The organism is Gammaproteobacteria bacterium (assembly GCA_013214945.1).
Classification (GTDB): domain Bacteria; phylum Pseudomonadota; class Gammaproteobacteria; order Enterobacterales; family Psychrobiaceae; genus Psychrobium.
Genome location: JABSRT010000012.1, coordinates 107,014 through 120,317, shown reverse-complemented (window position 1 = coordinate 120,317; position 13,304 = coordinate 107,014). Strand labels below are relative to the sequence as shown.

General features: G+C 43.7%; 13 protein-coding genes. All 13 read right to left on the bottom strand.

The window, feature by feature from the left end:
- Positions 1 to 16: 16 nt before the first annotated feature.
- Positions 17 to 967, bottom strand: a complete 951-nt coding sequence (gene secF, locus HRU23_11245) for a protein translocase subunit SecF (GenBank protein ID NRA54709.1) — start codon at positions 965 to 967, stop codon at positions 17 to 19.
- Positions 968 to 976: 9 nt separating this feature from the next.
- Positions 977 to 2,812, bottom strand: coding sequence for a protein translocase subunit SecD (secD, locus tag HRU23_11240; protein NRA54708.1), 1,836 nt, complete (start codon positions 2,810 to 2,812; stop codon positions 977 to 979).
- A 14-nt stretch (positions 2,813 to 2,826) separates the two neighbouring features.
- Positions 2,827 to 3,159, bottom strand: a complete 333-nt coding sequence (yajC, locus tag HRU23_11235; GenBank protein ID NRA54707.1) for a preprotein translocase subunit YajC — start codon at positions 3,157 to 3,159, stop codon at positions 2,827 to 2,829.
- An 84-nt stretch (positions 3,160 to 3,243) separates the two neighbouring features.
- Entirely contained in the window at positions 3,244 to 4,368 is a 1,125-nt protein-coding gene (gene tgt / locus HRU23_11230) for a tRNA guanosine(34) transglycosylase Tgt (GenBank protein ID NRA54706.1), read from the bottom strand.
- Between the two features lie 91 nt (positions 4,369 to 4,459).
- Complete coding sequence (gene queA / locus HRU23_11225) at positions 4,460 to 5,509, bottom strand: tRNA preQ1(34) S-adenosylmethionine ribosyltransferase-isomerase QueA (protein NRA54705.1); 1,050 nt, start codon at positions 5,507 to 5,509, stop codon at positions 4,460 to 4,462.
- A 188-nt stretch (positions 5,510 to 5,697) separates the two neighbouring features.
- Positions 5,698 to 6,102, bottom strand: coding sequence for a DUF2802 domain-containing protein (locus HRU23_11220; GenBank protein NRA54704.1), 405 nt, complete (start codon positions 6,100 to 6,102; stop codon positions 5,698 to 5,700).
- 32 nt (positions 6,103 to 6,134) lie between these two features.
- A complete protein-coding gene (locus HRU23_11215) occupies positions 6,135 to 6,626 on the bottom strand; it encodes a chemotaxis protein CheW (protein ID NRA54703.1) in 492 nt (163 codons plus the stop codon).
- A gap of 30 nt (positions 6,627 to 6,656) precedes the next feature.
- Positions 6,657 to 7,400: a chemotaxis protein CheW gene (locus HRU23_11210; GenBank protein ID NRA54702.1), complete on the bottom strand. Its 744-nt coding sequence runs from the start codon at positions 7,398 to 7,400 to the stop codon at positions 6,657 to 6,659.
- 5 nt (positions 7,401 to 7,405) lie between these two features.
- Positions 7,406 to 8,203: a ParA family protein gene (locus HRU23_11205; GenBank protein NRA54701.1), complete on the bottom strand. Its 798-nt coding sequence runs from the start codon at positions 8,201 to 8,203 to the stop codon at positions 7,406 to 7,408.
- Positions 8,204 to 8,207: 4 nt separating this feature from the next.
- On the bottom strand, positions 8,208 to 9,173 hold the full coding sequence (locus tag HRU23_11200) for an OmpA family protein (GenBank protein NRA54700.1): 966 nt from the start codon (positions 9,171 to 9,173) through the stop codon (positions 8,208 to 8,210).
- Complete coding sequence (locus tag HRU23_11195; GenBank protein ID NRA54699.1) at positions 9,163 to 9,915, bottom strand: flagellar motor protein; 753 nt, start codon at positions 9,913 to 9,915, stop codon at positions 9,163 to 9,165. The genes HRU23_11200 and HRU23_11195 overlap by 11 nt, the downstream gene beginning before the upstream one ends.
- Positions 9,908 to 11,032, bottom strand: a complete 1,125-nt coding sequence (locus HRU23_11190; protein NRA54698.1) for a chemotaxis response regulator protein-glutamate methylesterase — start codon at positions 11,030 to 11,032, stop codon at positions 9,908 to 9,910. Before HRU23_11190 ends, HRU23_11195 begins: the two co-directional genes overlap by 8 nt.
- 123 nt (positions 11,033 to 11,155) lie before the next feature.
- A complete protein-coding gene (locus HRU23_11185; GenBank protein NRA54697.1) occupies positions 11,156 to 13,294 on the bottom strand; it encodes a chemotaxis protein CheA in 2,139 nt (712 codons plus the stop codon).
- Positions 13,295 to 13,304 lie beyond the last annotated feature (10 nt).

Genomic DNA, 13,304 nt, shown 5'->3' with positions numbered 1-13,304 from the left:
GATAATAGGCGCTGGTTTATGGCATCAAGATATCTTGATCGGCACCTTCTTTTTCTACTTCAACCGGAATTAAGTCTTCTTTGGTGATTCCTAGTCCTAGGGCGACCGAAGAAGCAACATAAATCGACGAATAAGTACCAACGAATACGCCAAATAACAAGGCCGTTGCAAAACCGTGGATTAAAGCACCGCCTTGTAAAAACAGCGCTAACAACACAAAAATGGTCGTTAGTGAGGTAATGAAGGTACGACTTAAGGTTTGCGTTAATGAAATGTCAATCACTTCACTCGGAGAACCCGTACGTAACTTTCTAAAGTTTTCACGAATACGATCCGACACCACGATAGTATCATTTAACGAATAGCCAATAACCGCTAGAATAGCCGCTAACACCGTTAAATCAAACTCTAACTGCAGAACAGAGAATAGACCCAAAGTAATGATAACATCGTGCGCTAAGGCTGCTACTGCACCTAGCGCAAAACGCCATTCAAAACGTAACGAGACATAAATCATGATACAGATAAGCGCCGTTAGCATTGCTAAGCCGCCTTTTTCGGTCAACTCGCCGCCCACTTTAGGGCCAACAAATTCGATCCGACGCATCTCAACTTGATCGCCAGTACCTGCTCTAAGCGCCGCAAGCACATCACTGCCAATAGTTTCATTGTTGATATCAGCCCTTGGAGCTAAACGAACCAAGACATCACGTGGACTACCAAAGTTTTGAACTATCGCGTCAGAAAATCCTGTTTCTGCCAGTATCGTTCTAATTTTTTTTAAGTCTGCATCTTGATTAAAGCCAACTTCAATCACGGTGCCACCGGTAAAGTCTAATCCCAAATTTAGCTTAAACGTCGCTAAACTAAGCACACTGGCGATTATCAACAGCACCGAGGCAGCCATGGCCACCTTACGTTGCTTCATAAAGGCGATAGTGGCTTTTGCTTTAAAAATTTGAAACATCACAATCTCCTAAATTGATAATTTATCAATGCGTTTGCCACTAACATACCAGTTGACAATAGCGCGTGTAACCACTACCGCGGTAAATACCGAAGTAACAATACCTATTGATAACGTCACCGCAAAACCTTTGATCGGGCCAGCGCCAAACGAAAACAAAATAATAGCTGCAATCAAGGTCGTAATGTTAGCATCGAAAATAGTCGAGAATGCCGCCTCATAACCATGATGAATTGCCTGCTGTGGCGAACGCCCTGCGGCAAGTTCTTCTCTGATCCGTTCAAAAATTAGCACATTAGCATCAACTGCCATACCAACGGTCAAAACGATACCAGCCATGCCAGGCAACGTTAACGTTGCACCAGGGATCATTGACATCACCCCAAGAATCAACACCACATTGACCGCTAGTGCAATATTAGCAACCACCCCAAAACCGCGGTAGTAAACCAACATAAACAACAGCACAGCCATTAAACCGTAAGCGATTGCTGATGCACCTTGCTCAATGTTTTCTTGGCCTAAGCTTGGACCAACAGTACGCTCTTCAATAATTTGAATCGGTGCACGCAAGGCACCTGCTCGCAATAATAAAGACAACGAACGCGCTTCTGCTGGGCTATCAAGACCGGTAATCACAAAGTTACGACCTAAACGATCATTGATCGTCGCAACACTGATAACTTCCTCAACTTTCTTAAGGATTTTCTTACCGTTTTTGTCTGTTTTGCCCGTAGGTTTATACTCAATAAATACCGTAGCCATTGGCTTGCCAATATTATTCTTGGTGCCTTCGGACATTTTATGGCCGCCCTTAGCATCAAGTTTAATACTCACTTCAGGTTGTGAAGATTGACTAAAGCCCGATTGTGCACCCGTAATATGGGTACCGCGCAGCATGATCTCTTTCTTAAGCACAACAACACCGCCTTCACGACGCTGGTAGAGCTTAGATCCGGCTGGTACATTACCATTACTTTGAGCACGATCGTCAACCATATGGAACTCAAGTGTCGCTGTGGCACCTAAAAGCTCTTTGGCGCGCGCAGTATCTTGAATACCGGGTAACTGAACAACGATACGATCGTCACCCTGACGTTGAACATCAGGTTCAGCAACCCCTAGCTCGTTAACACGGCTACGAATAATCGTAATATTTTGTTCAACAGCTGCAAGCTTAGTCTCACGTAATAATTGATCACTCATCCGTGCACGAATAGCTAATGGTTCAGTGCTAGGTTGATGGAATACCGTGGTGCGATAATTAGTCTTAAGCAATGATAAAGCGACGTCTAAAGTCTTTTGATCACGAAACTTAAGTATCACACCATCAGAGTTGAGACGAATCGATTTATAGCGAATCTTGTCTTGACGTAAATCAGACTTAAAATCCAACACCATTTGCTGACGCGTGGTTTTAAGTAAATCATTCATATCAACTTCCATTAGGAAGTAAATACCACCACGTAAATCTAAGCCTAGATTAAGTGGTGATGCACCAATAGCATTTAACCAACCCGGAGTGGTCTGCGCCATATTAAGAGCGACAGTAAACTTGTCACCAAGTAGGGCTATTGCAGCTTCACGTGCCTTAAGTTGATCTTTTAGTCCGTTAAAACGAACTAAAACCTGACCATTTTCCAGTACGGCTGACTTAACATCAAAATTACTGGTCAGCTTTCTTTGGATCCGTTCAAACGTTGGTAAATTAACATCAGCACCACGGATCCCAGATATTTGCAAGGCGTGATCCGGCTCGTAAAGGTTGGGGGTAGCATAAAGCATGCCCACCAATACGGTCAAAGCAACCAGCAGGCTCTTCCATAATGGGTATTTATTTAGCATCTCAACTCCCTGAGTTATAGAGACTTCATTGTGCCTTTTGGCAATACAGCCGAAATGTAGTCTTTCTTGATGGTGACTGTTAAGTCAGTGCTAATATCAATGTGAACGTAATCGTTGTCTTCTGCGATTTTGCTAATTTTACCGATAAGGCCACCGTTTGTTAGCACTTCATCGCCTTTAGTCATTTCTGACATTAGGCTTTTATGCTCTTTAACGCGCTTAGCTTGTGGGCGATAAATCATAAAATAGAAAATAAGACCAAATACCGCAATCATGATAAGGCTTGCGTACTCGCCACCTGGTGCTGCCTGAGCGCCTTCTGCTGCCATCGCACTTGAAATAAACATAACTTCCCCTTTCTCTTATAATTAAAATTAAAAAATAACTGCGCCCTCATCACAAGATTCGGGCAGTACCTCAATTAACTGAGGTTAAAAGTCTAACTCTGGAACTTCTTTACCCTGGCGGGCATAGAACTGTTGGACATAGTCCTCGAGTTTGTTTTCTTCGATTGCACTGCGTAACTCCGACATAATACGCTGATAAAAGCGTAAGTTATGAATAGTATTAAGCCGTGCGCCTAAGATTTCATTACATTTGTCAAGGTGGTGTAAATAACCTCGACTATAGTTTTTACAGGTATAACAATCACATTCACTGTCTAGTGGTGATGCATCTGTTTTATGCTTAGCATTACGGATTTTAACAATTTCAGTGGTGGTAAATAAATGACCATTACGGGCATTACGGGTCGGCATAACACAGTCGAACATATCAACACCGCGTCGAACCCCTTCCACCAAATCTTCTGGCTTGCCAACACCCATTAAATAGCGTGGCTTATCTTCCGGTAATTTTGGTAAAACATGACGCAAAATTCTATGCATGTCTTCTTTTGGTTCGCCAACGGCCAGTCCGCCAACCGCATAACCGTCAAAACCAATATTGGTTAAACCGTCCATCGAAATGTCGCGTAAGTCTTCATAAACACCGCCTTGGATAATACCAAACAACGCGTTAGGATTTTCTAACCGGTCAAATTCATTGCGCGAGCGCTGCGCCCAACGTAGTGACATTTCCATTGACTGCTTCGCTTCTTCCCAAGTCGCTGGGTATGGCGTACATTCGTCAAAAATCATTACAATATCAGAGCCAAGATCGTATTGAATGCTCATTGATACTTCGGCGTCCATGAAGACTTTTTCACCGTTGATCGGCGAACGAAAATGGACACCTTCTTCTGTTATTTTACGCATAGCGCCAAGGCTAAAGACTTGAAAACCACCTGAATCGGTGAGGATTGGACCCTGCCAATTCATAAAACCGTGTAAATCACCATGGGCACGCATTACTTCCATCCCTGGGCGTAACCACAGGTGAAAGGTATTGCCCAATAGAATTTCAGCACCACTTTCAGTGACTTCTTCAGGCGTCATGCCTTTAACCGTGCCGTAAGTACCTACTGGCATAAAAGCTGGCGTTTCGACCGTGCCACGTTCAAATTGAAGTTGGCCTCGACGCGCGCGACCATCTGTATTAAATAACTTAAATTTCATAATTCACCTTGTCAGAGAGACAGTCTGACACTTTTACTACTATTGAGATAAGGGCGACCAGCCAGAAAATCAAGGCCGCCCAATGATTAAATTATTGATTCGATTGCTTTGTAATAAACATCGCATCGCCGTAACTAAAGAAACGGTATTGCTGCGTAATAGCATGCTGATAAGCAGCCATTACATTATCGTAACCAGCAAAGGCACTAATAAGCATAATCAAGGTTGATTCAGGTAAATGAAAGTTGGTGACCATCGCATCGATCACCTTAAATTCGTAACCCGGATAGATGAAAATATCACTGTCACCGTAAAATGGAGCCAATGGCATGCCCTGCGCCGCCGCTTGTTGGGCTGCACTTTCAATCGAGCGAACTGAAGTCGTCCCTACCGCTACTACTCGACCACCACGCGCCTTAGCGGCATTGATCTGTTCGATAGTTTGCGGGGAGACTTCAATATATTCTTTGTGCATTTTATGATCTAACACCGAGTCAACTTTGACTGGCTGGAAAGTACCCGCGCCAACATGCAGGGTGACAAATGCCACCTCGACTCCTTTAGCAGTCAATTGGTCTAATAAATCTTGGTCAAAATGCAAGCCCGCAGTCGGGGCAGCGACCGCACCAGGATTCTTGTTATAGACCGTTTGATAACGTTCTGTATCACTGTCTTCAGCAGGGCGGTCGATATAAGGAGGTAATGGCATGTGGCCAACGTCTTCCAAAATCTCAAGTACACTGCGCGGATCATCAAATTGTAATTCGAATAACGCATCATGGCGTGCGACCATTGTTACCTCTACGCCACCATCAAGAATGATTTTGCTGCCTGGTTTTGGTGACTTACTCGCGCGAACATGCGCTAAAACACAGTGCTCATCAATAATACGTTCGATCAGGATCTCTAACTTGCCACCCGTGGCTTTACTGCCAAAGATGCGCGCAGGGATCACCCGAGTATCATTGAAAATCATTAGATCGCCGGCATTAAGCTGGCCAACTAAATCAGGAAATTTACCATCAGTCAATTGACCGTTATTACCATCAAGGGTTAATAAGCGGCTCGCACAGCGCTGAGCTTGCGGGTAACGGGCAATGAGTTCATTAGGCAGGTCGTAAGAAAAATTCGATACTTTCATCAATATAGTCAATCACAGTAATATAGCGGGGCTAGTCTATTATCGCCACTGCGATATAGCAAGCAATACAGACAATAAATCAGAGGCAATGATGACAAAATTAAGCAATTTAAATCACTTAATGTTAGCTCGAGGGATATTTTAGTGGGTAGGAGGACTATAAAACTAAAAAAGGGGTTAGATCAGCACTAGCGGCTGTGCAATGAGACTAACAACTCAGCTTCGGCCCGTGGCAATTCACATTCACGAACAATTTCATCGACATCGGCACCGCGCTCAACCAGTTTCATCGCATGGCTGTACAAACGAGATTGTGGATCGTGATATTGAGACTGAGACTGAATTTCGTCTTGCCGTTCAATCGCTTGAGCTAGTTTACCTTCAACTTCCTGAACTCTTGAACCAACACCAAGCGAACCACATCGAATTTCATGAAGCTCAGTTTTTAGATTAGCGATTTGACGCTGTTGCTCTTTAAATAATAACTTAAGTGCCTCCACTTGTCGCTTAAAGCGACGGTGGCTCCACCAATTAAAACTAAAAAGCAACACCATGAGTAAAGCGCTTGAACTGACAACAATATCAATCATCATTACTACTACTCATGATCAAACTACAGCTCGGATTAGAACGATGACAATTCATCCCATTCTTCATCGCAGAGCAATTTATCCAGATCAACTAAAATCAGTAATTCATTGTCACGATTACAAACGCCACGAATAAATTTAGCGCTATCGTCTGTACCAACATTTGGCGCAGGCTCAATTTCTGACGCTTTCATATAAACAACTTCAGCGACACTGTCGACCAAAATACCAATCACCTGTTTATTAGACTCAATGATCACAACCCGAGTATTATCGGTTATTTCGTCCGGCATTAAGCCAAAACGTGCACGAGTATCGATGACAGTAACAACATTACCGCGCAAATTGATAATGCCTAACACATAACTCGGCGCGCCCGGTACAGGCGCTATATCTGAGTAACGTAATACTTCTTGAACTTGCATAACGTTAACACCGTAAGTCTCATTTTCTAAACGAAACGTTACCCATTGTAATACTTCATCATTATCCACTTTAGTTCCTGCGATATCTTTTTCTATACTCATTTGAACGTTCCTCTGATTGCATACGAGACATTAGCCATTATTATCACTTAACAATTGGACTAATGCATCTACGGCTAACAAGCCACACATCCGTTGTTTTACTGTTCCGGCCAACCATGGACTTTTTTTAACACCAGTTCGCCATTTTATATCTTCGTAACTTAAGGTACAGCTGTCGATAAGCTCCTCACACAAAAGCCCCCAATTACTGTCTCCTAATACAATAATATACTTATAATTTAACGATTGTTCTAGTTCGGATTGGCCTTTTTCGTCGAATATGTACTTTACAGTGTCGATAACACTGATATTTTCGCCTCGTTCGACCTGAACACCATGAAACCAACTTGGTTTACCAATTAATTTGGTTACCTCACGCAATGGATAAATAGCACGTAATTTAATTAATGGCACCGCCATTGTGACTCCGGCGACCTTAAAATATAACACAGGAAAGGACTCCGCCATTTCCGATTCCAAGGTATTGGTCTGTAACGGCGACACAACCAACGACTTAGTAACATCAGGTGTCTCTTCAATGGCAGGCAGCACAGTTACATCAGGCTCAGTTACATCGGTCTTAGCTGGATTTACCGGCGGTGGTTGCGGCAACGCTTGCTCGAGCTCATCGCTAATAACAATTTCTGGGGCCGTTTCACTGACCGCAGCGAGTAACTCAGCCAAAGGCTTTTGTTCTAATTCTCTAACCGGTTTGTTATCTTCTAACAGGGTCGAAAAAAAATCGGTAATAACTTTTGTAGAACGTCTATTCATGCCAGTTACCTAACCAACGTTTTCGGTTGGGCACGATCAAGCGACATTAAGTAATTTAATAACTGCCCATAAGCAACCACACCACGACTTCTCGGTTTAAATTGCGGTAATGGTAAATGATGCTCACTGGCATCGCGAAATTGGGTGTCAACCGGGATCACTAAGTCCCACACCCGATCACCGAACTCCTGACGCATTTTCTCTAACGACTCAGGCGCCGCTTTAGTGCGTCGATCGTACATAGTCGGTAATATCGTGTAACTGTAATCGTTGTTTTTCGAGCGCTGCATAATCAATAAGGTTTTAATCATTCGTTCAAGCCCTTTAAAGGCCAGATATTCAGTTTGAACCGGTACTAAAACACGACTACTGGCCGCTAGTGCATTAACCATTAATACCCCCAGCACTGGGGAGCAGTCGACAATTGCGTAATCATACTTATCTTCAACAAAAGATAAGATTCGCTTTAAAATGAGCCCCATGCCTTCTTGATGTCCAAGTTCCCGGTCAATTGTCGCCAAAGCCATCGATGACGGAATTAAGTCGAGATTTTCGACTTGAGTTTGCAAGATCACCTTATCAAGGAAACGGCTGGTGAATTTAGCCGGGCAGGTAAACAAATCATACAAAGTATATTGCAACTCATCACAGTCATAACCTAATGAAAAACCCATCGATGAATGCGGATCAATATCGACTAGCAGTACTTTTTTTCCACGCTTAGCCATCAGCCCAGCGAGCGTTATCGCGGTTGTTGTTTTACCAACCCCACCTTTTTGATTCGCGACGGTCCAGACTTTCACCCGGCTATTCCCCATTCCTTGTTGTGATACGTAAGCCACCGTGGGGTAGCTCAATAATTTTTACTTCATTGTCTGTTGCAGGTGCAATCACCGCGGTTTCAATATCAGCTGTGACCGCTGCAGCAGCAATAATCGTTTTTTCTGGCGGCTGCCAGGCATAACGACTAACAGCAATCACCACCCGACGATTGCTTGAGCGGGTTTGCTCATCAATATTTGCCACTTTGGGTTTATACTGACCATAGGCTTCAATCGCTAAGCGCTGCGGCGCTACCTCTAATTGCTGTAACAATTCAACAATTGCGCTGGCTCGGGCAGAAGACAACTGCCAATTGGATTTAAATTGTTCATTGTTGATCGGTTGGTCATCGGTATATCCCCTGACATGAACAAAATTATTGGCAGGAGCAATAGTCTTAACGACCTTTCTCAGCAAATCTATCGTCGCAGGACGGGTCGCTGCACTGGCACTGCCAAATAACAAGCCACCGCTAAATTCGATAGTCAACCAATTATCGTCTTGTTCTATCTTGGCATACCCATCTTCAAGCACTTCGAGCAAATCGGTTTGTAACTTTTCAACCATCGACGAAAAAGGTGTACCTTCGAGCTTTTTGTCTAAATTAATTAACTGACTATCGCCTTCGACCGGCTCAGTACCAGCTTCATTAAGCAAACCTTTGTTAAATAATTGTACTTCTAACAGCTGATCGCTTGAATCTAGCAGCGAATCACTGACATTATTGAGTTGATTACCCAGTGCACCCTGTTTATTTTGGCCATCTAAGTGAAATATGGTGCCAAATGACTGAGATAAGATCGCATAATTTTCTTCTTTAACAATCGCAAAAGCGTACAACACCACAAACACCGCAAATAACAGCGTCATGTAATCTGCGTACGAAATTAACCAACGTTCAGTATGGGTATTGTCTTGTAATGAACTACGTCGTTTACTGTTAAGTACCATAGTTAACCTGATAGGCATCAAGACGGCGTTTGAGTATTGTCGGGTTTTCACCCTGATTAATTAACAGTACGCCTTCAAGCACCATTTCATAATAGAGTGCTTGTTGAAACACCAAGTTGCGCAGTTTATGGTGAATGGGTAAATATAATAGATTTGCAAAACCAACCCCGTAAATAGTCGCGACAAAGGCTGTAGCAATACCGCCGCCGAGCGCTTCTGGTTGGTCAAGGTATTGCATCGATTGAATTAATCCAAGTACCGCACCGAGAATTCCCAATGTTGGGCTATAGCCGCCCATTGCCTCAAATACTTTAGCGCTATGACCTAATTCGTCACGTTTAAAGAAAATACGCGTTTCTAAGGTTTGTCTAATGTGCTCAGGATCTGTGCCGTCGATAAGCAACATTAAGCTTTCGCGGATCATTGGATCTTGTTCCGCTTCAAGCTCGTTTTCAAGGACCAGAAAACCATCACTGCGCGCAATATGCGACCAACGTGTCATTGTTTCGACCCGCTGCCCAATCGCGAGTTTCGGCGGCCATACAATCCATTTTAACATCGCAAAGCTACGCTTAAATTGATGCCAAGGCGTTTGGATCATAACGGCAGCTATAGTACCCAAGACCACAATTAATAACGCAGGCAAGTTATAAAGTGCTGCAATTGCCCCACCTTCTAACATGTGGCCACCGACCACAGTACCTAGCGCAAGGATCAGGCCAATAACACTGAGTCTATCCACTGGTCATCTCTTTAACAATCGCAGCGCCAATATCAGATATAGAGAAAACTTGATCGGTTAAGCCAGCTTTAGCAACGGCTTGCGGCATACCATACACCACACAGCTAGCTTCATCTTGGGCCCAGACAGAACCACCTTTGCCTGCGAGTAATCTAGCCCCATCACAGCCGTCTGATCCCATGCCTGTTAATACGACGGTCAATACTTTACCTTCGTTATTTTTAGCAATAGATGCAAAAGCGACATCCGCACTGGGTTTATAATTTAAATGATCAGGTCCGGGTGTCACTTTGAGCCGCCGACTACGTTCAAGCAACATTTGCTGGCCGCCGGGCGCCAAATAAGCAAAGCCTGGTTTTAACATATCGCTATCTTGAGCCTCTTTAACCGAAATTTTACATAATCGATTAAGACGCTCGGCAAAAGCTCCTGTAAAAGCCGCTGGCATATGCTGGATTAGAATAATAGGATAAGGGAAATTCGCTGGTAATTTTAACAAAACTTCCTGTAATGCTACCGGACCACCGGTCGACGATGCGATAGCCAACAGACTATATCGTTTGCCACTGGCTTTAAAACTGGTCAACTCGTTCTTTTTAGCGACGTTACGTTCAACAGTCGGCTTAATTGCACGAGTGCGCAGTGTTGATGCCGTGGTAACATCTGGTGCGGCGGTTCGCCCAGTTCTAACAATTGGCCGGACAAGCTTACGTGGTAGACGCTTACCAACAATGGCACGAATACGATTGGTGATTAATTCCGCAGCTACTTTACCTGTTCCTGCGATTTCTTCAAATTTTTTCGGCAGAAAATCAGCCGCCCCAGCATCAAGCGCATCTAACGTCGCTTTCGCGCCATCATGAGTCATTGATGAAAACATTAATACTGGCATTGGTTGCTTATTCATGATTTCACGAACAGCTGAAATACCGTCTAACACTGGCATTTCGATATCCATCATCACAACATCGGGCTTTAGTCTCAGCGCTTTGTCGACGCCTTCACGACCATTTTTTGCAAAGTCAATTACCTCCATGTCAGCCGTCGATTCGATAATTTCACTAATGCGACGACGAAAAAAATGAGAGTCATCGACTATCAAAACCTTAATACTCATTAATAGGTCACCCTCCGACCGATTATATTGATAACACACGTTGTTAGTATTGCGAAGTATCATAACCTCACACAGCTGAGAACTTTACCCACTGAGGCGTAAAGTCCTCAATACTAAAGCGAGTTATGCATATTTATTCAACAGACCGCCAATATCAATGATCAGCGCGATACTGCCATCACTGGTAATGGTTGCACCAGAGATACCTGGTGTACCGTGTAATAATGCACCTAGCGGCTTAATGACCACTTCTTCTTGTCCAACGAGACCATCAACAACAAAACCGACATGCTGTGGACCAATTTGAACAATCACGACATGACCGCCCTGGCTTTTATCGTTACAACCTGCGACATTTAGCCATTGACCAAGATAAAATAATGGAATAGCTTTGCCGCGCACGACGATGGTTTGTCGACCGTCAACCATATTAGTCTTAGATAAATCTAAATTAAATATTTCGCTAACTGCCGCCAAAGGTAAAGCAAATGGCTGCTTACCAATGGTTACCATTAAGGTTGGCATAATTGCTAAGGTCAATGGCACCGTGATATCTAATGTGGTGCCCACACCTCTTTCTGACGTTATCTTAACCGTACCGTTTAGTTGGGTGATTTTAGTTTTCACTACATCCATGCCAACACCACGACCAGAAATATCAGAAATTTCTGTTTTGGTCGAAAAACCTGGGGCAAAAATCAAATTAAAGGCTTCTTCATCAGACATTCTAGCCGCAGATTCCTCGTCGAGTACGCCACGAGTAATTGCAATTGACTTAAGTTTCTCAGGATCCATGCCGGCGCCATCATCGACAATCGACAATTTAATGTGATCGCCTTCTTGCGAGGCTGACAATATAATGGTGCCGTTACGCGTTTTGCCTGATGCTTCACGATCATCAGGCATTTCAATACCGTGATCAACTGAATTACGCACCAAGTGAACCAAGGGATCGGCCAAAGCCTCAACCAAGTTTTTATCCAGATCGGTGTCCTCACCAACCATGGTTAAGGTGATCTCTTTTTCCAGTTTTCGGGCCATGTCTCGAACAACCCTTGGGAAACGTCCAAAGACCTTCTTGATTGGTTGCATACGAGTCTTCATTACTGATCCTTGCAGATCAGCAGTAACCATATCCAGATTCGCGACAGCCTTAGACATTTCTTCATCGCCACTGGCTAAACCTAAGCTAACCAAACGATTACGAACTAAAACCAACTCACCGACCATGTTCATAATTTCATCAAGTCTGGCAGTATCAACACGAACGGTAGTTTCAGCTTTAGGCGGAGCAGAAGCACCGCCCGATTTTTTCTCACTAACTGCGGCTTTAGGTGCAGGAGCCTTAGGTGCAGCTGGTTTAGGTTTAGATACAGGAGCTGCAGGCTTAGGCAATGATGCTTTAACAACAGATTTAGTTGTAGCCGCTGCTTGCTTTTTACTATCTATTTCATCAAGCATCGCCTCGAATTCAGCGTCGGTGATTTCATTATCACTGGCAGCGATTGTCGGTGCGTTTACTTTTTTAACAATCGAATTAACCGAGCTAGGCGCTTGCTTAGCACCGTGAAGTTGATCAAGAAAAGCTTCAAATTCTTCGTCTGAAATGTCGTCACCAGCAGGAGGAACAATCGCTGGTTCTGGTTTTTTATTACCGTGTAATTCGTCTAATAAAGCTTCAAACTCTTCGTCTGATATTTCTTGATCTGAACTTGAACTTACACTTGTTGAACTAACAGCTGCTGCAGGTTTTGCCTGATGAAGTTCATCGAGTAATGATTCAAACTCGTCATCAGATATTTCCTCATCACTCGTTGCAACGTCTTGCGAAACCACTTTCTGTTCAGGTGCAGCCGCGGCTGATTCACTGCCTTCCGGATGGCTTAATCGCGCAAGTTCAGCAAGTAATTGCGGCTCTGCAGGTGAAATAGGCTCTCGCGCCTGAACTAAGGTAAACATGTCATTAATACTATCAAGACCTTCTAGTATGACATCCATTAGTTCAGCCGAGACACTGCGCTGATTCGTTCGTAATAAATCAAAGATATTCTCGGCGCCATGACAGACATCGACTAGGTCTTTCACCCCCATGAAACCAGCACCACCTTTAATGGTATGGAATCCCCGGAATATAGCATTAAGTAGTTCCGAATCATGCGGGTTATTTTCTAATTCAACCAACTGTTCCTGCAATAATTCTAATATTTCACCAGCTTCAATTAAGAAGTCCTGGAGTATATCTTCATCGACATCAAACGACATAGGTTAGTGT